The 19383-nt window shown below is 60.9% G+C and carries 15 protein-coding genes; 6 read left to right on the top strand and 9 right to left on the bottom strand.

Going from position 1 to position 19383, the window contains the following annotated elements:
• Nucleotides 1-4 precede the first annotated feature (4 nt).
• From greA to DNK49_RS09495, 6 genes are all read right to left on the bottom strand, one after another.
• On the bottom strand, nucleotides 5-481 hold the full coding sequence (gene greA / locus DNK49_RS09520; RefSeq protein WP_110524105.1) for a transcription elongation factor GreA: 477 nt from the start codon (nucleotides 479-481) through the stop codon (nucleotides 5-7).
• Nucleotides 478-3705, bottom strand: a complete 3228-nt coding sequence (gene carB / locus DNK49_RS09515) for a carbamoyl-phosphate synthase large subunit (protein WP_110524104.1) — start codon at nucleotides 3703-3705, stop codon at nucleotides 478-480. Before carB ends, greA begins: the two co-directional genes overlap by 4 nt.
• Before the next feature lie 57 nt (nucleotides 3706-3762).
• A complete protein-coding gene (carA, locus tag DNK49_RS09510; RefSeq protein WP_110524103.1) occupies nucleotides 3763-4905 on the bottom strand; it encodes a glutamine-hydrolyzing carbamoyl-phosphate synthase small subunit in 1143 nt (380 codons plus the stop codon).
• Nucleotides 4906-5091: 186 nt separating this feature from the next.
• Nucleotides 5092-7593, bottom strand: coding sequence for a hybrid sensor histidine kinase/response regulator (locus DNK49_RS09505; RefSeq protein WP_110524102.1), 2502 nt, complete (start codon nucleotides 7591-7593; stop codon nucleotides 5092-5094).
• 9 nt (nucleotides 7594-7602) lie between these two features.
• Nucleotides 7603-8409, bottom strand: a complete 807-nt coding sequence (gene dapB / locus DNK49_RS09500) for a 4-hydroxy-tetrahydrodipicolinate reductase (protein ID WP_110524101.1) — start codon at nucleotides 8407-8409, stop codon at nucleotides 7603-7605.
• A 140-nt stretch (nucleotides 8410-8549) separates the two neighbouring features.
• A complete protein-coding gene (locus DNK49_RS09495) occupies nucleotides 8550-8963 on the bottom strand; it encodes an outer membrane protein assembly factor BamE (protein WP_110524220.1) in 414 nt (137 codons plus the stop codon).
• Nucleotides 8964-9079: 116 nt separating this feature from the next.
• Between DNK49_RS09495 and fur the strand changes: the two genes are divergently transcribed.
• The gene (gene fur, locus DNK49_RS09490; protein WP_110524100.1) at nucleotides 9080-9508 is read left to right on the top strand and encodes a ferric iron uptake transcriptional regulator; all 429 of its coding nucleotides are present in this window, start codon (nucleotides 9080-9082) and stop codon (nucleotides 9506-9508) included.
• Nucleotides 9509-9626: 118 nt separating this feature from the next.
• Here the strand turns inward: fur and recN are convergent, their stop codons facing one another.
• Both recN and DNK49_RS09480 read right to left on the bottom strand, forming a co-directional pair.
• Nucleotides 9627-11282: a DNA repair protein RecN gene (gene recN, locus DNK49_RS09485; RefSeq protein WP_110524099.1), complete on the bottom strand. Its 1656-nt coding sequence runs from the start codon at nucleotides 11280-11282 to the stop codon at nucleotides 9627-9629.
• A 59-nt stretch (nucleotides 11283-11341) separates the two neighbouring features.
• Nucleotides 11342-12226 carry an NAD kinase gene (locus DNK49_RS09480; protein WP_110524098.1) on the bottom strand — a complete coding sequence of 295 codons (885 nt, stop codon included), beginning with the start codon at nucleotides 12224-12226 and terminating at the stop codon, nucleotides 11342-11344.
• Nucleotides 12227-12331: 105 nt separating this feature from the next.
• On the opposite strand from DNK49_RS09480, the gene hrcA reads away from it, so the two are divergent.
• The 3 genes from hrcA (at nucleotide 12332) to DNK49_RS09465 (ending at nucleotide 15608) form a co-directional block, all read left to right on the top strand.
• Entirely contained in the window at nucleotides 12332-13360 is a 1029-nt protein-coding gene (gene hrcA, locus DNK49_RS09475) for a heat-inducible transcriptional repressor HrcA (protein ID WP_110524097.1), read from the top strand.
• Nucleotides 13361-13417: 57 nt separating this feature from the next.
• Nucleotides 13418-14515 carry a ferrochelatase gene (hemH, locus tag DNK49_RS09470; protein ID WP_110524096.1) on the top strand — a complete coding sequence of 366 codons (1098 nt, stop codon included), beginning with the start codon at nucleotides 13418-13420 and terminating at the stop codon, nucleotides 14513-14515.
• Nucleotides 14516-14594: 79 nt separating this feature from the next.
• Nucleotides 14595-15608: a hypothetical protein gene (locus DNK49_RS09465; RefSeq protein ID WP_110524095.1), complete on the top strand. Its 1014-nt coding sequence runs from the start codon at nucleotides 14595-14597 to the stop codon at nucleotides 15606-15608.
• Nucleotides 15609-15615: 7 nt separating this feature from the next.
• Here DNK49_RS09465 and DNK49_RS09460 read toward each other — a convergent pair whose 3' ends face one another.
• The gene (locus DNK49_RS09460) at nucleotides 15616-16980 is read right to left on the bottom strand and encodes a serine/threonine-protein kinase (RefSeq protein ID WP_110524094.1); all 1365 of its coding nucleotides are present in this window, start codon (nucleotides 16978-16980) and stop codon (nucleotides 15616-15618) included.
• 202 nt (nucleotides 16981-17182) lie between these two features.
• On the opposite strand from DNK49_RS09460, the gene DNK49_RS09455 reads away from it, so the two are divergent.
• Nucleotides 17183-18502 (top strand): TRZ/ATZ family hydrolase, encoded by a 1320-nt coding sequence (locus DNK49_RS09455; RefSeq protein ID WP_110524093.1) that lies wholly within the window; start codon nucleotides 17183-17185, stop codon nucleotides 18500-18502.
• Nucleotides 18503-18601: 99 nt separating this feature from the next.
• Nucleotides 18602-19315 (top strand): OmpA family protein, encoded by a 714-nt coding sequence (locus DNK49_RS09450; RefSeq protein ID WP_110524092.1) that lies wholly within the window; start codon nucleotides 18602-18604, stop codon nucleotides 19313-19315.
• Nucleotides 19316-19383 lie beyond the last annotated feature (68 nt).

Raw genomic sequence — 19383 nt, 5'->3', positions numbered from 1 at the left:
GGGATCAGATGTAGGCGACCTCGATGATCTCGTACTCGCGCACGCCCCCCGGGGCCTGCACTTCAGCGATATCGCCAGCGTACTTGCCGATCAGCGCCCGGGCTATCGGCGAACTGACCGAGATCTTGTTGGCCTTGATGTCGGCCTCGTCCTCGCCGACGATCTGGTAGGTCACGGTATTACCGGAGTCCATGTCTTCGAGCGTCACTGTCGCACCAAACACGCAACGACCATCGGCGTCGAGCAACTTGGGGTCGATGATCTGGGCGTGTGACAGCTTGCCCTCGACTTCCATGATTCGACCTTCGATAAAGCCCTGCCGCTCTTTTGCTGCATCGTACTCGGCATTTTCCGACAGATCGCCATGCGAACGTGCTTCGGCAATCGCAGCAATCACATTGGGACGGTCGACGGTCTTCAACCGATGCAGTTCAGCGCGGAGGGCTTCCGCCCCCGCAATGGTCAAGGGAGTCTTGTTCATGCCTGCTTGCTCAACTCTTGGTGCAGTGCCTGCACGGAATAAACCTCGAGACCGGACAGGTGGCTCAAGCCCATGCACGCAGCACGCGCACCTTCAATGGTCGTGAATACGGTGACCTTGGCAGCCAGCGCACTCGTACGGATCGAACGCGAGTCGGTAATGGCCTGACGCTTCTCTTCGACCGTATTGATCACCAGCGCAATCTCCTGGTTCTTGATCATGTCGACGATATGCGGACGACCTTCATTGACCTTATTGACGATGCTGACCGGAATACCGGCGGCTTCGAGCACGCTGGCCGTGCCACGTGTGGCCACCAGCGAGAAACCCAGCGCGTGCAACTGCTTGGCCACCTCGAGCGCCGCTGCACGATCCGTCGGCTTGACGCTGATGAAGGCCGCACCCGAGGTCGGCAGCCAAACACCCGCACCAAGCTGACTCTTGATGAAGGCTTCGGCAAAACTGCGGCCCACGCCCATGACCTCGCCGGTGGACTTCATCTCCGGACCAAGAATGGTATCGACGCCCGGGAACTTGACGAAGGGGAACACCGCCTCCTTCACCGAGTAGTAAGGCGGCACAATCTCGCCCGTCACGCCCTGGCTGGCGAGACTCTGCCCCGCCATGCAGCGTGCTGCAATCTTGGCGAGCGGCAGCGAGCAGGCCTTGGACACGAAAGGCACGGTACGCGAGGCGCGCGGATTGACTTCAAGCACGTACACCACTGCATTGTCGCCCTCGCCCTGGATCGCGAACTGCACGTTCATCAGGCCAACCACATTGAGCGCACGAGCCATGGCTTCGGTCTGACGACGCAACTCATCCTGTAGCTTGGCAGACAAGGTGTACGGCGGCAGCGAGCAGGCGGAGTCGCCCGAATGCACACCAGCCTGCTCAATGTGCTCCATGATGCCACCGATGATGACCTGCTTGCCGTCGGAGAGCGCATCGACATCGACTTCGGTGGCGTCATTGAGGAAGCGGTCAAGCAATACCGGCGACTCGTTGGACACCTTGACCGCTTCCCGCATGTAGCGCTCAAGGTCTTTCTGCTCGTGCACGATTTCCATCGCGCGGCCACCCAGCACGTAGGAGGGGCGCACCACCAGCGGGTAGCCGATCTCTGCAGCCAGACGCACCGCCTCTTCCGGCGTACGTGCAGTACGGTTGGGCGGCTGCTTCAGACCGAGGTCAACCAGCAGCTTCTGGAAGCGCTCACGGTCTTCGGCTGCATCGATCATGTCCGGGCTGGTGCCGATGATGGGCACACCGTTGGCCTCCAGGGCACGGGCACGCTTGAGCGGCGTCTGGCCACCGAACTGGACGATGACGCCGACCGGTTTCTCGATGTGGACGATCTCGAGGATATCCTCGAGGGTGATCGGCTCGAAATACAGACGGTCGGAGGTATCGTAGTCGGTCGACACGGTCTCCGGGTTGCAGTTGACCATGATGGTCTCGTAGCCATCTTCGCGCAGCGCCAGTGCAGCATGCACGCAACAATAGTCGAACTCGATACCCTGACCGATACGGTTCGGCCCCCCCCCCAGCACCATGATCTTTTTCTTGTCGGTGGGACGGGCTTCGCACTCATCCTCGTAAGAGGAGTACATATAAGCCGTGGACGTGGCGAACTCGGCCGCGCAAGTGTCAACACGCTTGTACACCGGGCGCACCCCGAGGGTGTGGCGATGCAGACGTACTGCAGTTTCATCCACACCCAGCAGCTTGGCGATGCGGCGATCGGAGAATCCTTTCTTCTTCAGCTCGCGCATCTCGGGCGCCAGCAGCGCCTTCAAGGAACGGCCAACCAATGCCTTCTCGGTCAGCACGATGTCTTCGATCTGGGCCAGGAACCAGGGGTCGATCTTGGTCAGATTGAACACCTGCTCCTGCGTCATGCCTTCGCGGAAAGCCTGACCGACATACCAGATGCGCTGCGCACCCGGGCTGGCGAGCTCATGCTCGAGATCTTCACGATCAGCCTCGACCTCATCCAGGCCATAGACCCCGACTTCCAGGCCACGCAGGGCCTTCTGGAAGGACTCCTGGAAGGTACGCCCCATTGCCATCACCTCGCCCACCGACTTCATCTGGGTGGTCAGGCGATCATTGGCCTGAGGGAATTTCTCGAAGGCAAAGCGCGGGATCTTGGTGACGACATAGTCGATCGACGGCTCGAAGGACGCCGGCGTCGCCCCGCCGGTGATGTCGTTCTTGAGTTCGTCCAGCGTGTAGCCAACGGCCAGCTTGGCCGCAACCTTGGCAATCGGGAAACCGGTGGCCTTGGACGCCAGTGCCGACGAGCGCGACACCCGCGGATTCATCTCGATGACGATCATGCGACCGTCTTTCGGGTTGATCGCGAACTGCACGTTCGAACCGCCGGTATCAACGCCGATCTCGCGCAGCACCGCGATCGAGGCGTTACGCAGGATCTGGTATTCCTTGTCGGTCAGCGTCTGTGCCGGCGCGACGGTGATGGAATCACCGGTATGCACGCCCATCGGATCGAGGTTTTCAATGGAACACACGATGATGCAGTTGTCCGCCTTGTCGCGAACCACCTCCATCTCGTATTCCTTCCAGCCCAGCAAGGACTCTTCGATCAGCAATTCGTTGGTCGGGCTGGCCTCGAGACCGCGCTTGCAGATCTCATGGAACTCTTCCATGTTGTAGGCAATGCCGCCGCCGGTGCCGCCGAGCGTGAAGCTGGGACGGATGATCACCGGGAAGCCGATACCGCCCTGCACCTGAAGGGCCTCTTCCATGCTGTGAGCGATGCCGGAGCGCGCAGACCCCAGGCCGATCTTGGTCATCGCATCCTTGAACTTGAGGCGATCCTCAGCTTTGTCGATCGCCTCTTCGGATGCACCAATGAGTTCGACGCCGTACTTGGCCAGCACGCCATGACGGCCAAGGTCGAGCGCACAGTTGAGCGCGGTCTGCCCGCCCATGGTCGGCAGAATGGCGTCGGGACGCTCCTTCTCGATGATGCGCTCGACCACCTGCCAGGTGATGGGCTCGATATAGGTGACGTCGGCGGTACCGGGGTCGGTCATGATCGTCGCCGGATTGGAGTTCACCAGCACGACCTTGTAACCTTCCTCGCGCAGGGCCTTGCAGGCCTGTGCGCCGGAGTAGTCGAACTCACACGCCTGGCCGATGATGATCGGGCCTGCGCCGATGATCAGGATGGTCTGGATATCTGTACGCTTGGGCATTGCCTTGCCTCGGAAATTCTGGGACGGCGGGCCGGAGAGCCCGCCGGGGATGCTGGATTACTTGCCGGCTTCGATCAGCTTGATGAAACGATCGAACAGGTAGGACACGTCATGCGGCCCAGGACTGGCTTCGGGATGCCCCTGGAAAGAGAAAGCCGGCACATCGGTGCGGGCAATCCCCTGGTTGGTCCCGTCAAACAGCGACACATGGGTTGCGCGCAGATTGCCGGGCATGCTTGCCGGATCAACGGCAAAGCCGTGATTCTGGCTGGTGATCAGCACGTTACCCGTATCCAGATCCTTGACCGGGTGATTGGCACCGTGGTGACCAGTTGCCATCTTCATGGTCTTCGCACCCGAGGCCAGCGCCAGCAACTGATGCCCGAGGCAAATACCGAAAGTCGGCACACCAGCTGCAAGGATCTCGCGAATGGCGGCAATTGCATAGTCGCAAGGTTCGGGATCACCAGGGCCGTTGGACAGGAACACCCCGTCGGGCTTGAGCGCCAGCACCTCTTTGGCGGGCGTTTGCGCCGGAACTACCGTCAGGCGACAGCCGCGCGTGGCCAACATGCGAAGGATGTTGCGCTTGACACCAAAATCGTAGGCCACCACGTGGAAACGCGGCGCCGACTGATGAACATAGCCTTCGCCCAGCACCCATTCACCCTCGGTCCATTCGAAGGTTTCAGTGGCACTGACCACCTTGGCCAGATCCATGCCTGCGAGACCCGGAAACGCGCGTGCCTGGGCAATGGCATCTTCTGCATTCAAAACCTTACCCACCTCACCGGTCACGATGCAACCAGCCTGGGCGCCTTTTTCCCGCAGGATGCGGGTAAGCTTGCGGGTGTCAAGCCCGGCGATTGCCACCACATTCTCGTCGCGCAGATACGCATCCAGACGCTGACTCATGCGGAAATTGGACGGGAGGATGGGAAGATCCTTGATCACGAGGCCAGCGGCGTGCACGCGGCCCGCCTCCACATCCTCGCGATTGACACCGGTATTACCGATGTGCGGATAGGTCAGCGTCACGATCTGGCGGCAGTAGCTCGGATCCGTCAGGATTTCCTGATAGCCCGACATCGAGGTATTGAACACCACCTCGCCGACCGTACTGCCAACCGCACCGATACCCTTGCCATGAAACACCGTTCCGTCGGCAAGCGCTAGAAGGGCGGGCGGGAAAGCAGTCACGAAAAACTCCTGGATTCAGCCGAAAAGACAGAAGAGAACCGATTACGGCCTCTCTATATGCGAAAAAACGGGACGAGCCAAAAGGCCAATCCCGCTATCAGATCCATTGAATTCTATCGTTTTTCAGCGCACAAGGCAACGCACCATGTTTGTGCACAGCCCGATCATGTTCACTAGAACGCCACGCTAGCTCGCTGGGCGCTGCTGCTTGCGCAACTCGCTCGCAAGCATGTTCAACTCCCGTATCAGCGCTTCGAGCAGGCCCCCCGCAGCGGCGGGCTCACCCGCCTTCGCAGCAGCATCAAGCACGCGCGCGGCCTCGGTCGCTCGCTGAGCACCAAACAGCCCCACCGACCCTTTTACCGAATGCGCAATCTCGTGCAGTCGCGCGAGATCATTGCGCGCGCCCGCTCCGCGCAGATCCGCCAGCGTCGAGCCGAGATCGCGAAAGAATACCGCAAGCAATTGCTGAACCACTGCCTCATCACCATCAAACAGGGCCCGCGCTTCATCCAGATTGGCAATACCACCGTCCACACCTGCAGCCTGTGCATCGAGCAAACTGCTGTCCTCTGCGTCTTCGTCAGCGTCCGCCGGCGCACTCACTCTCCGAATGGCGGCAAGCAGGTCCGCAGGCCGGATGGGTTTGCTCACATAGTCATCCATGCCCGCCTCAAGGCAGCGCTCACGATCGCCCGCCATGGCATGCGCGGTCATCGCCACAATCGGGATCGGATGCCACCCCCCCTGCATTGCCCAGCTTCGCCTCGCTTCGCGGGCGCGGATGGCCTGGGTAGCCTCCAGTCCGCCCATCACCGGCATCTGCACGTCCATCAGGATGAGGTCGAAGTTGCCGGCATCGAAAGCCTCGACCGCCTCCTCACCGTTGTTGGCCACCGTGACACGATGCCCGACCTTTTCAAGCATGCGGGTTGCCACCGTCTGATTGACCGGATTATCTTCCGCCAACAGGATCGCAAGCGCCCGGACCGGCGCCTGCTGCTCACGCAACATCTCAGTCAGAGAGCGCTCCGGCTCAAATGCCACCATTGCATGCTCGTCGGCAGATTCACCGCTCAAAGCCACCTGCAAGGCATCGATGAGGTCAGCCGCAGAGAAGGGCTTGGACAAGCGCGAACGCAGGCCGAGCTGGTTACACCGAGCGATGTCGTTACGCTGGGAATGACTATCCAGCATCATCACGATGCGATCCAGCCAAGGAGCCGCCTCCTGGAAACGCATCGCCAGATCGAAACCACCTGGCGCGGCCATCGACGCATCCATCAGCACGAACGCAAAGGGATCATTACGCCGCTGCGCATCGGCAAACGCGAGAAGCGCTTCCTGCCCACCGGAGACACCGGATGCAGCCACACCGACACGCGCCAGCATGACACAGACGGCAGCAGCAAAGGCGGGATTGACTGCAGCCACCAACACCCGCTGCCCGGAAAGTGCGGGCGCCTTGAGCGGACGGGCTTCCGCCACGACAGGGAAGCGCCCGTCAAAGCGAAAACAACTCCCCACCCCGGGCTGACTATCGAGAGCAATGCGCCCACCCATCAGATCGACGAGATGCTGACAGATCGTCAGCCCCAGTCCAGTGCCACCGTACTTGCGGGTCGTTGACGTATCTGCCTGCGAGAAAGCACCAAAGATGGCCTTTTGCTTGTCGGCAGGTATGCCGATACCCGTATCACGAACAGACAACTCCACCCGGACATGTCCGCTGCGGCGCTCAAGCACCCGCACGGCCACCTCGATCTCGCCCCTTTCGGTAAATTTGATCGCATTGCCGACAAGATTCACCAAAACCTGGCGCAAGCGGGCAGGATCCCCCCGCATCACTGCAGGCACATCCGGTGCAATGGTGAAATAAGGTTCAATTCCCTTCTGATGGGCGCGCAAGGCAAGACTGCGCAAGGTTTCTGCAACGACGGCCCCCATCGAGAAGTCGATGCTCTCGAGCTCCATCCGGCCCGCTTCGATACGGGAAAAATCCAGGATGTCGTTGATGATGGTCAGCAGGGACTCGGCAGAGGACTTCACCGTCTGCAGGTAATCGCGCTGCTCAGGCGCCAACGCCGAATCGAGCAGCAACTCGGTCATGCCGAGAATGCCATTCATCGGCGTGCGGATCTCGTGGCTCATGTTGGCGAGAAAATCGCCTTTCGCCCGACTTGCCGCCTCAGCTTGCTCCTTGGCCTGAAGCAGCTCGAGTTCGCGCGCACGCTCCCGGCTGATGTCCGAATACACCCCGACCACCCGCCGCCAGCGACCATCCGCCAGACGCTCCCGGGCCTGACCGCGAACACTCAGCCAGCGACGCCCACCATCAGCCGCCTCAAGACTGAACTCGACCTGAAAGATCTCCGCAACGCCACGTAGATGATCCACCAGCCGATCGCGCAATAGCCGACGATCGTCTGCTGACACCAGAGACAACCAGTCATCCGGTCCCGCACCACCGGCCGGATAACCAAGCCAGTCGCGCCACTGCACGTCTACCTCAAGACGGTCATCCTGCAGGTCCAGATCCCAGAATCCGGCGTACACCCCAAGCTTGATCAACTCGAGACGGTCGCGCAGCGTCGCAAGTTCGCCTTGCGCCTCATCCCGCTGCGCGCGCACCTGCGCCAGAGACGGGACCTCTGGCTGCGGCACATCAGAAGATGAAGCCGGAGTCATGGCGCGCCCTCAGCGCAAACCGAGCACGTCCTGCATGTCGAACAAACCCGATCGACGTCCCGCGAGGAAACGCGCAGCACGCAGTGACCCCAGCGCGTAAGGCATGCGACTGCCGGACTTGTGAGTGATCTCGATGCGCTCGCCGATACCAGCGAACAGAACCGTATGATCGCCCACCACGTCCCCACCACGAATGGTTGAGAAGCCAATGGTTTCAGCCGCACGCTCCCCGGTAACCCCTTCGCGCCCGTAGATCGCGCAGGCCTCCAGATCACGTCCAAGCGCCTCGGCAACGACTTCACCCATGCGCAAGGCCGTACCGGACGGCGCATCGACCTTGAAGCGGTGATGCGCTTCGATCACTTCAACATCATAGCCTTGGTCGAGAATGCGGGCAGCCACCTCAAGCAAGCGAAACACGGCATTGACGCCAACCGCCATGTTTGGCGCAAAGACGACCGGAATGTCGGCAGCAGCGGCTGCAACGGCCGCCTTGCCTGCTGCATCGAAACCCGTTGTCCCGATGACGGCAGCCTTGCCCAACTCGCGAGCCAGTGCAAGATGATGCAAGGTGCCCTCCGGCCGGGTAAAGTCGATCAGACAATCCGCCGCAGCCAGTGCGGTTGCAGCATCATCAACAATCGATACACCACTGGCCACGCCAGCCATCTCGCCGGCGTCACGCCCAATGAAGGCCGACCCCGGTCGGTCGAATGCCGCCGCCAGCACGATTCCCTCATCCTTGAGCGCAGCCTCGATCAGCATGCGGCCCATACGGCCGGACGCACCGGCAATCGCAACGCGAACAGGCGTCATGATCCAGATCCTTGAAATTCGAAAAGACTCATTCAACAACAACGGCCAGCATACCTGCCGATCAGCACATCCACGGCTTTGATGGCTTGGCAATGCACTGGACACACACCACCAGCGACACCTGCCAAACGCAATCCTGCTCAGTTCGCGCCGGCAGGCGGCACCTCAATGACCCGCACACGATTCGACTGCTGCGCATCGAGGGCCGCCGCTGCATCCCCACCCGCCACGTCGCCCTCCAGGCGATCCAGCTTGTCCGCAACAAAAAACACCGAGATCACGCGTTGCTGAGCCTCTCCCTGCCCCGGCTTGAACCGGTAGACGTAGTCCCAGCGATCAGTGCGGAAAGCATCTGCAATCAGCGGCGACCCCAACAAGAAGCGGACCTGATCACGACTCATGCCGCGTTTGAGTTGCGCAACCATCTCCTGATCGACGTAATTGCCCTGCCTCACGTCAATGCGATAAGGATTGAGACGATCGGTGATCGTCCCGAAGGAACACCCTGCAAGCAGGCCGGCGGCGGCGAGTGCCGTAATGAGCGAAAGACGCATGGATGGATTCGCAGTGAGGCGCAAGACGCGCACATGGTTCTCAGTAAAGGGCAAAAAATATAACATAGCGGAACAGCACATCGCTGCCCTGCTCCTCAGCCACACCTTAGGCGATCATGTCCGAGAACTCACAGAACCTAAAAAGCATCGGCCTGAAGGCGACCTACCCCCGCCTCAAGATCCTCGACCTGTTCCAGCACTCCGACCTTCGGCACCTGACCGCCGAGGACGTCTACCGCCTGCTGATGAACGAAGGTATGGACATCGGACTGGCCACAGTCTACCGCGTACTGACGCAGTTCGAGCAGGCGGGTCTGCTCGAACGCCATTATTTCGAGTCAGGCAAAGCCGTTTTCGAACTCAACCAGGGCAACCACCACGACCATCTGGTCTGCCTGCAATGCGGCAAGGTGGAAGAGTTCTACGACCCGGAGATCGAGCGCCGGCAAAACAATATCGCGGAAGAGCGCGGGTTTGCCGTCAAGGAGCATGCGCTCTACCTGTACGCCGACTGCCTGCGCAAGGACTGCCCCAACCGGGACTGACCCCTGCACTGGCCTCGGGGCAGCACATTCCACGCTGGCGAATCAGCGCTGTCCACTTGCAGCACCGCCACCACCGGGCGGACGTCTCTTCCGCCATCCCCAACGGCAGCAGAGGCGTTCAACCCAACCCAAGCATTTCAGCCGCGTGACGCCGGGTGGTGTCGGTAATGCTGACACCACCGAGCATGCGTGCAATCTCTTCGATGCGGTCACGCGCAGCCAGCGCAGTGACCGCACTCAGGGTTTCACCACCACGATCGGTCTTCGCAATCTGCCACTGCCAGTCCGCGCAAGCGGCCACCTGAGGAAGATGAGTGACGCACAGGACCTGGCGATCGCTCCCCAGCTTCTTCAACAACTGCCCCACGATCTCGGCAACCCGACCACCAATTCCCACATCCACCTCATCAAAAATGAGTGTTGGCGTGGCCGAATCCCGGCTCGTCATGACCTGGACGGCCAGACCGATGCGCGACAGCTCCCCGCCCGACGCCACTTTTGCCAAGCCGCGTAGCGACTGCCCCTGATTGGCAGCCACCTGAAACTCCACGACTTCCAAGCCATGCACCGAGGGCTCGCTGGGCTGGAGGGCCACTTCGAAGCGCCCGCCAGCCATCGCAAGGGTCTGCATGGCTTCCGTAATCTCGGCCGACAAGCCGCGGGCGGCCGGCCGACGCAAGTCGGACAACCGTGCGGCAGCCGACATGTAAGCCTGCCGTGCAGCGACTTCGGCAGCCTCGAGGCGAGCCGGATCCGCACTGGCCTCGAGCGCGTCGAAACGCTGCGCCCACTCTGTCTCGAGTGCAGGCAGACCTTCTGGCGGCACACGGTATTTTCTGGACAGCTCCATCACGGCCGCGATGCGGCGCTCGATCTCGGCCAGACGACCGGGATCCAGATCCAGGCGATCACGATAGCGGCGTAAGGCATGCAGCGCCTCATCCGACTGGATCGCCGCCGACATCAGCAAATCCCGAACTTCGCCAAGTGCTGCATCGATTCCCGCCATTTCCTCAAGCCGTGCGCTCAGACGACGAAGCACCGCATTTACCGCGTAATCGCCTTCACCAAGTGCATCGACCGCTTCATCCGCACCTTCGATCAAGCCCGCCGCGTGCGCCAGCCGGCCATGCTCTGCATTGAGTTCCACCCAATCATCTGGCACGAATCCAAGATCGCGCAGTTCCTTCAGCTGCCAACTGAGCAACTCACGCTCACGCGCCGAAGCAGCAGAATCCTGCTCTGCGCTACGACGCAGCGACGCAATACGCTGCCATTCACGCCAGGCGTCAGCCACCTCGATAGCGATTCCGCCGGCACCGGCATGCGTGTCGAGCAAGGTGCGCTGCGCGTCAGACCGCAGCAGGGCATGATGTGCATGCTGACCATGAATGTCCGCCAGGCTATCTCCAGCGACACGCAACTGCGCCTGAGTCACCGGCGTGCCATTGATCCAGGCCTTGCTGCGCCCATTGGCGTCCACCACCCTGCGCAGGATCACCACCTCTTCGTCAACTGGCAACTCCTGATCCTCAAGCCACGCCAGCAAACCACCCGCCGACGGCAAGTCGAACTCCGCCACGATGTCGGCCTTGTCACGCCCCGCCCGGACGGCGGCACTGTCAGCGCGCCCTCCCAATGCCAATCCGAGCGCATCGAGGAGGATGGACTTGCCCGCACCGGTTTCACCGGTCAAAGCACCAAAACCGCCCTCGAACTCCAGTTCAAGACGATCGACGATGACGAAATCACGAATGGTCAGACGGCGCAGCATGGTCTCGGAATCAAAAATGGCGGCGTTCGGAGGTGGAGGCAACAAGCATCGCCATCAGCTTAGTTGTGTCGCGGCACGGCACTCCAGTGGAGCTTCTCTCGCAACATGGCGAAATAACTGTAGGCGAGCGGGTGAAGCAGACGAACCGCGAGCGGCGAACGGACGATGCGCACCCGGTCGCCAGCTCGCGCATCAAAATGCACCTGCCCATCGAAATGCACCCGCGCGTCGTGCGGCGGCAACAACTCGATCTCGATGCAACAACTGTCCGGCAAGGTCACAGGCCGGGCCGTCAAGGCATGCGGGCACAGCGGCACCAGGGCGATCCCGCCGACCGATGGATGCAGAATGGGGCCATTGGAAGACAGCGCATAGGCTGTCGATCCTGTCGGGGTGGACACGATCATGCCGTCCGAACGTTGGGTATAGACGAACTCGCCATCGATCATCAGATCGAACTCGATCATCCGGCCCAGATCGCCCTTATTGACCACGACATCGTTAAGCGCGAGGGTATGGAACACCCGCTGCCCACCACGCAAGACTTCAGCATCAAGCATGAAGCGGGATTCTTCGGTGTAGCGTCCATCCAGAATTTCAGCCAGACGCTCCAGCGCATCCTTGCGGGCAATATCGGTCAGAAAACCCAACCGCCCCAGATTGACGCCCGCCAGGGGCACCGCATGATCAGCGAGCCGCCGGGCGGTGGTCAGCATGGTGCCATCGCCGCCTACCACCACCGCGAGATCCGCCTTTTCGCCGATCTCTTCATACGTGGCAACGGGAAAACCATCCGCCTTGCCGATGGAACTCGCCGTGCCCTGCTCCATCCATACGTGCACGCCCCGCTCACGCAGGAAACGGGCAATCAGCAGCACCGATTCAGCGACATCAGGACTCTGGTATTTGCCGACGAGGGCAATGTGGGTAAAGCGCTTGGTCATGGCTGAGGATTAAACCACAATCGGATTGGCTCATGCTTGCAGCCGCGTGACGCTTTGCAGCAGGGCGCGCTTTCCCTAGAATCAGGCTTATAGTTCAGGCAGACCATGAAACCGCTCGACACCCGCTCCCAGATCCTGCTGAAGACCCTGATCGAACGCTACATTGCCGAGGGGCAACCTGTCGGCTCTAGAGCGCTGTCGCGTTATTCCGGCCTCGAGCTCTCACCTGCAACCGTACGCAACGTGATGAGCGATCTCGAGGAAATGGGCTTCATCTCGAGCCCCCACACCTCGGCCGGCCGCATTCCCACATCGCTTGGCTATCGCTTCTTTGTCGACGCCTTGCTGACAGTTCAACCCATGGACAGCAACCGGCTCCAAGCCTTGCAAGGCCAGTTGCAGCCTGACCAACCGCAACGATTGATCAGTTCCGCCTCGCACCTGTTGTCGGATCTGACCCAGTTTGCCGGCGTGGTGGTCGCCCCGCGCAAGGAGGCCGTACGCATCCGCCAGATCGAGTTCATCAGCTTGTCCGAGAACCGCATCCTGCTGATCATCGTCACCACTGCCGGCGACGTGCAGAACCGTATTCTCATGACCCGGCGCGCCTACTCCAGCAACGAACTGAGCAGCGCCGCCAGCTACCTCAACGAGCATTTTGCCGGACTCTCGTTCGACGACATCCGCAAGCGTGTCCAGGCCGAGTTGCAACAACTACGCAGCGATATGACCGAGCTGATGACAGCCACTGTTGAGGCGGGTTCGGAAGCCGCAGAGGAGACCGCGACGAACTACGTCATCTCGGGCGAGACCAACCTCCTTGAGGTCGAAGAACTCTCTTCCAACATGTCGCGCCTGCGCGAACTGTTCAAACTGTTCGATCAGCGCACAGGCCTGATGCAGCTGCTCGACCTGTCCAACCGCGCCCAGGGTGTACAGATCTTCATCGGCGACGAGTCAGGCCTGGCTCAACTGGACGGCTGCAGCGTGGTCACCGCCCCTTACGAGGTTGACGGCCGTATTGTCGGCTCTGTCGGCGTAATTGGCCCCACCCGCATGGCCTACGACCGAGTGATTCCCATTGTGGACATCACCGCCCGCCTGCTCTCGAACGCACTGTCGTCCAATCACTGAACGCCCGCACTGCTGTGTGGCCCAGCCCGCAGTTGCAACACCTTCAAAAGGATCGATATGGCCCGCTACCGGCCCGAACCCGCTCACGTCCACGGCACGGCGTCCCGCACCGCTGTCCTGCTGGTCAATCTCGGCACACCTGCTGCGCCAACCGCGGCTGCCTTGCGCCCCTACCTGAAGCAGTTTCTGTCCGACCCTCGAGTCGTGGAGATTCCCCGTCTGCTGTGGTGGCCGATCCTCAATGGCATCATCCTCAACACCCGACCCGCCAAGTCCGCAGCGAAATACGCGAGCGTCTGGATGGACGAAGGCTCGCCACTTAAAGTGCATACCGAACGCCAGGCCAAACTGGTCAAGGGTTATCTGCACGACGCCCTGAGTGCCGATCTTGAGATTGCCTGGGCGATGCGTTATGGCGCCCCATCGATACCCGATCAACTCGACGCCTTGCGGGCCAAAGGCTGTACCCGCATCCTGATCGTCCCGCTGTACCCGCAATTTGCCGGCAGCACGACAGCCAGCGTCATGGATGAAGTTACACGCAGCATGCAGTGCTGGCGCAATCTGCCGGAGATTCGCTACGTTCGCAGCTTTCAGGATCATCCGGGCTACATCGATGCGCTGGCACAGAGTGTCCGCGAACACTGGATGCGCGAAGGCCAGCCCGACCGTCTGGTGATGAGTTTTCACGGTGTTCCGCGACGCACACTGGAACTGGGCGACCCCTACCACTGCGAGTGCCACAAGACCGCGCGCCTGGTCGCCGAGCGCCTGGACTTTCCCGCCGAACGCATCCTGGTCACTTTTCAGTCGCGTTTTGGCAAAGCGGAATGGCTGCAGCCCTATACCCAACCCACGCTGGAGGCACTGGCACGCGAAGGTGTCGGACGGGTCGATGTGATGTGCCCTGGCTTCGTCAGCGACTGCCTGGAAACACTGGAAGAGATCGCCATGGAGTGCCGTGAGGCCTTCATTCACCACGGTGGCAAGCACTTTCATTACATCCCGTGTCTCAATGAGCGCCACGACTGGATCGTCGCGCTCACCACCATCATCCGCGATCATCTCGGCAACTGGCTGACCCTGCCCACTGAAACGCCAGAGCAGACAGCGCTTGCACGCTCCAGAGCACTCGCGCTTGGCGCCAGGCAGTAACCGTCGACATCCAGGTTATTCAAGTTTTTTGTGTGCGTGCCGTTAATAAGCTCGGGTAGTCGTCCCGGGAGCGCGCACCATGAAGATCGTATCGTCTGCCATCGAAATGCAGTCCACCCATGTGTCGATGCAGCAATTCGACATGCGCGAACGCCTGGATATGTGGCGCAGCGGCAACCAGCAGGCACCCGTGCCGACTCAGCAGGTACGCCTCTCCACTGAGGGGCTGGCTGCCCAGCAAGCTGAAGCGACGCAGGGCATCGACGCGGCCGAGGATACCGACCCCCGGCTTTCCGTGTTGATCCGGATGATCGAGTTTCTGACCGGCCGCCCGGTCAAGGTGATGAAGCTGGGGGATCTGCAAAATCCGTCGCCGACGGAGCAGCCGCAAGGTGTCGGCAGCGGCGGCACCAATACGCCACAGGCCGGCTTTGGAATCGAGTATGACTTCGAAGCCCGTTACAGCGAGTTCGAACAGGTCAGCTTCGCTGCATCGGGCATCGTACGAACCGCGGATGGCGCCGAGATTCGCTTCGACCTTGGCTTCAGCATGCAACGCCGCTACAGCGAGTCCGTGTCGATGCAGTTTCGTGCTGGCGACGTCCGGGTCAAGGATCCTCTTGTACTCGATTTTGGCGGTCCGAACGCAGCGCTCTCGGACGCCCGTTTTGAGTTCGACCTGGACGGCGACGGTAACAAGGAACGCATCCCGTTTGCTGGCGGCAGCGGCTTCCTGGCGTTCGACCGCAACCACAATGGCCGCATCGACGATGGCCGCGAACTGTTCGGCCCGACCAGCGGAAATGGCTTTGCGGAGCTGTCCAGACTGGACAGCGACGGCAACAACTGGATTGATGAGAACGACGCCGCATTCACACAGCTACGCATCTGGCAGCCTGCTGCCGACGGCGGCGGCACCTTGAAGACCTTGGCCGAAGCGGGTGTCGGCGCACTCTACCTGGGACGGGTGGATACGGCATTCAGTTTGCGCAACGCCGCCAACGAGACCTTGGGACTGATGCGCGCAAGCAGCATCTACCTGCGGGAGGACGGTAGCACAGGCACCGTCAGCCAGATCGATCTCAGTGTATAGCGCCAGTTCAGCTCTCGACCAGTTGCAGATCCAGCCCACCTGTCGCGGTATAGTCCCCGCGGGTGGCGGGTTCACAATGCGCCGACAAAGCCCTTGCCACGTCTGCAAGCCGGCGCACGATGCGGGTCGACACCTCGCGTCGCACACGCTCCTGCACCTCTTCGGTCGCCAACGACAAGGCAGCAGGGTTGATTTCGAGATAGGTCAGTGGCTCAAGCGTGACCACTGTCATCATGTGGCGATGCTCCAGGTGATCCAGCCAGGCCTGCTCGCCGAACACCTCCCCCACACCCAACTCGAGAATACGCCGGCCTTCAATCGAAAGTTCGACACGCCCTGACAGCACGATTCCAAACCGCTGATCTGCATCCCGCTCCCGCATCAAGGTAATGTGCTCGCCAACCGACCGCCACGAACAGATCCGCAAGATCTCCCAGATCTCGATATCGTCAAATTCGGTAAAGAATGCCTGTTTTCGTAGTTGCGAAAAGCGATGCGTATCGTCGGGCACTTCCTTGTCGTCGACAATCTTGTAGCGCACCGCGGCCAGATCCTTGGCGAACTCGGCGCCGTTCTTGTAGCGCGAGTAAAGATCCTTTTCCAGTGCCTTTCGAATCACCCCATCGATCTGAGCCGGCAACCCGGGGTTCAGCTGCGACACCGATGGCGGATCAGCGTTGATGATCTTGTACACCAACTGAGCCGGATTCGCCGCACGAAAAGGCAGACGACCGGTCAGCAAATGAAACAACACCACGCCCAGGGAATACAGGTCGGTCTTCTGATTCAGCGGGTAGTTCTTGATCTGCTCGGGACTCATGTAGGCCGGTGACCCCACCCCCATGATGAACGTGGAGTCGGTGTCCACCTTCTTGCTGATGTTGAGCGCCAGGCCGAAGTCAGTGATCTTCACGTTGTCCTGATCGTCGATCAGGATATTGGCCGGCTTGATGTCACGATGCACGATGCCTTGACGGAAGGCATGATCCAGCGCCATGCAGCACTTGAACACAATACCGATGACGCGATGTACCGGCAGGAGATTCTGAAAACTGCAGTATCGCTCAAGCGTATAGCCCGGAAAGTACTCCATGACGACATACGCCTGGTCGCGTTCGACGACAGCCTCGAAGATACGGATGATATTCGGATGATCCAAACGTTTTGACACCGCCTCCTCCGCTTTCAACAGCTTGAGCAGACGACGGTTCCACTTGGCCTCGTCACGCGCCTTGTCGTCAAAGCGTACGTGCTTGAGGGCGACCGGCTCGGGGTAGTGCGGATTCTCGGCAAGGTAGACGACAGCCGTCGCGCCACGTCCAAGTTCGCGTACGAGACGGTACTTGCCGATTTTTTCGGGCATGAGTCCCATGAGGATCCGGGCGAGGACGATGTCAACCCGCCATTACTTTCAATAGCGTGAATTGTGTCACGATCCGGCGCACGGGAGAACGACATCCGCTCGACAATACGCGACACATGACAAGTCCTGGCCCGAACCAGCGCAGCCAAGTATGCTTCGCGGAAACTCTTGCCGCCCACCACCACAGCACCGTCACCCGGAGTTCAGGCCTTTGAGCGCAACCGTCGACCTCATCATTCAGCCTCGCTGGATCGTTCCAGTCGAACCTGCCACTACCGTACTCGAACACCATTGCGTCGTCGTGGATCAGGGCCGCATCCTGGACGTCCTGCCGCAAGGCGAGGCCAGCGTGCGATATCAGGCACGGCGCACCGAACACCTCGGCGATCACGTACTCATTCCTGGCCTGGTCAATCTTCACACCCATGCGGCCATGAACCTGATGCGAGGCATCGCCGACGATCTACCCCTGATGCGCTGGCTGCAGGAAGCCATCTGGCCAATCGAGGGCAAGCACGTGTCACCTGCTTTCGTCGCCGATGGCACGCTGCTCGCTGCGGCCGAAATGCTGCGAGGCGGGATCACCACCTGCAACGACATGTACTTCTATCCCGACTCGGCGGCAAGCGCGTTTCACCGGGTCGGCATGCGCGCCGTCATCGGTATCGTCATGCTGGACTTCCCGAGCCCCTACGCCAGCGATGCAGACGACTACCTGCGCAAGGGACTCGCGGCCCGTGACCAGTGGCGGGGAAGCCCTCGCATCGGCTTCTCGATCGCACCCCATGCCCCCTACACGGTGTCTGACGCCGGCCTGGAGCGGGCAGCCAGCCTCGCCGCCGAACTGGATCTCCCGATTCACATCCATGTGCACGAGGTCGAGAGCGAAATTGACACATCGATCGCCCGCTATGGCGCCCGGCCGCTAACCCGCCTTGCCAGGCTTGGACTACTCGGGCCAGGCCTGATCGGTGTCCACGCCGTCCACCTTGACGAGACCGACCTCGCCCTGCTTTCGCATCATGGTTGCAATATCGCTCACTGCCCCACATCGAACATGAAGCTCGGTAGCGGTATCGCCCCCCTGTCCGCACTACTCGAACGCGGCATCAATGTCGGCCTGGGCACGGACGGCGCAGCCAGCAACAACCGCCTGGACCTATTCCAGGAAATGCGCCACGCCGCACTACTGGCCAAAGCAGCGACTCGGGACGCTGCCACGGTGCCCGCTCATGCTGCCCTTCACATGGCCACGCTCGGGGGCGCACGCGCGCTCGGTCTCGACACACAGATCGGCTCGATCACCGTCGGCAAACAGGCTGACCTCTGCGCAATCCGCCTTATTGACCCGCTGATGCAACCCTGTTTCGACCCGATTTCCCACCTCGCATATGTTGCGGGGCGCGAACAAGTCAGCCATGTCTGGATCGACGGCGAACTGCGTGTTCAAAATGGTGCGTTACTGTTGCAAATTGCCCACAAAGAATTGCTCGGCATCAGTACGCTATGGCAAACTAGGTTCGCTAATTAAAGTGTATATCTCAAATAAACACGTACAGGGCGGCGATACGAAGCGTCTCCGCCAGTCACAGCGGCACACCAAGTCACTTGCCCTTCACAAGAGGAAACCATGATCAAACAGACCAAGAAACACATGTTCGTGCTGGCCGCCATTGCATCCCTCGGCTTCTCGGCCCCCAGCGCCTTTGCGCAGGCCAAGGACGTCGTGGTGGATGGCAAGGGTGAAATCCCCTACGTGATCGACGGCCGTAACGTCGTCGCACGTAGCGGCACCGGGCTGTGCTGGCGCACCGGTTACTGGACCCCGGCCGCAGCTTCCACCGCACTGGCCGGTCAGTTCCCGGTCGGCTGCGAGTGCGACAGCGACATCGTCCCGAAGGAAAAGTGCACGGCGCCTGTAGCTGCTGCTCCGGCACCTGCCGCTGCCCCGGCACCGAAGCCCACTGCTGACAAGATCAAGCTGTCGGCTGACGCCCTGTTCGACTTCGACAAGGCTGTCCTGAAGCCCGAAGGCATGGCCAAGCTCGACGACCTGGCTGCCAAGTCCAAGCAGATCAAGCTGGAAGTCATCCTCGCCGTCGGTCACACCGACCGTCTGGGTTCCGACGCCTACAACCAAAAGCTGTCCGAGCGCCGCGCTGCCGCGGTCAAGACCTACCTGGTTTCGAAGGGTGTTGAAGCCAACCGCGTCTACACCGAAGGCAAGGGCAAGAAGCAGCCGGTCACCGGCACCTCCTGCAACAACGTGAAGGGCCGCACCGCACTGATCTCGTGCCTGCAGCCGGACCGTCGCGTCGAAGTGGAAGTCATCGGCTCCAAGTAATCACTTGGGCCGGGAGAAAAGCCCTGCTTCGGCAGGGCTTTTTGCTTTATGCGGACAGGGAACAAAAA

The sequence above is a fragment of the Parazoarcus communis SWub3 = DSM 12120 genome (assembly GCF_003226565.1).
In the GTDB taxonomy this organism is placed as follows: Bacteria; Pseudomonadota; Gammaproteobacteria; order Burkholderiales; family Rhodocyclaceae; genus Parazoarcus; species Parazoarcus communis.
The sequence above is the reverse complement of the archived record's forward strand: the minus strand, read 5'-3'. Positions and strand labels throughout refer to the sequence as shown.

Bases quoted from the DNA above. Each gene is read 5' to 3' on its own strand.
- DNK49_RS09505 (WP_110524102.1), bottom strand. From the start codon at position 7,593: ATGACTCCGGCTTCATCTTCTGATGTGCCGCAGCCAGAGGTCCCGTCT.
- dapB (WP_110524101.1), bottom strand. From the start codon at position 8,409: ATGACGCCTGTTCGCGTTGCGATTGCCGGTGCGTCCGGCCGTATGGGC.
- DNK49_RS09480 (WP_110524098.1), bottom strand. From the start codon at position 12,226: ATGACCAAGCGCTTTACCCACATTGCCCTCGTCGGCAAATACCAGAGT.
- DNK49_RS09450 (WP_110524092.1), top strand. From the start codon at position 18,602: ATGATCAAACAGACCAAGAAACACATGTTCGTGCTGGCCGCCATTGCA.
- DNK49_RS09460 (WP_110524094.1), bottom strand. From the start codon at position 16,980: ATGGGACTCATGCCCGAAAAAATCGGCAAGTACCGTCTCGTACGCGAA.
- hemH (WP_110524096.1), top strand. From the start codon at position 13,418: ATGGCCCGCTACCGGCCCGAACCCGCTCACGTCCACGGCACGGCGTCC.
- greA (WP_110524105.1), bottom strand. From the start codon at position 481: ATGAACAAGACTCCCTTGACCATTGCGGGGGCGGAAGCCCTCCGCGCT.
- DNK49_RS09495 (WP_110524220.1), bottom strand. From the start codon at position 8,963: ATGCGTCTTTCGCTCATTACGGCACTCGCCGCCGCCGGCCTGCTTGCA.
- DNK49_RS09465 (WP_110524095.1), top strand. From the start codon at position 14,595: ATGAAGATCGTATCGTCTGCCATCGAAATGCAGTCCACCCATGTGTCG.
- recN (WP_110524099.1), bottom strand. From the start codon at position 11,282: ATGCTGCGCCGTCTGACCATTCGTGATTTCGTCATCGTCGATCGTCTT.
- fur (WP_110524100.1), top strand. From the start codon at position 9,080: ATGTCCGAGAACTCACAGAACCTAAAAAGCATCGGCCTGAAGGCGACC.
- carB (WP_110524104.1), bottom strand. From the start codon at position 3,705: ATGCCCAAGCGTACAGATATCCAGACCATCCTGATCATCGGCGCAGGC.
- hrcA (WP_110524097.1), top strand. From the start codon at position 12,332: ATGAAACCGCTCGACACCCGCTCCCAGATCCTGCTGAAGACCCTGATC.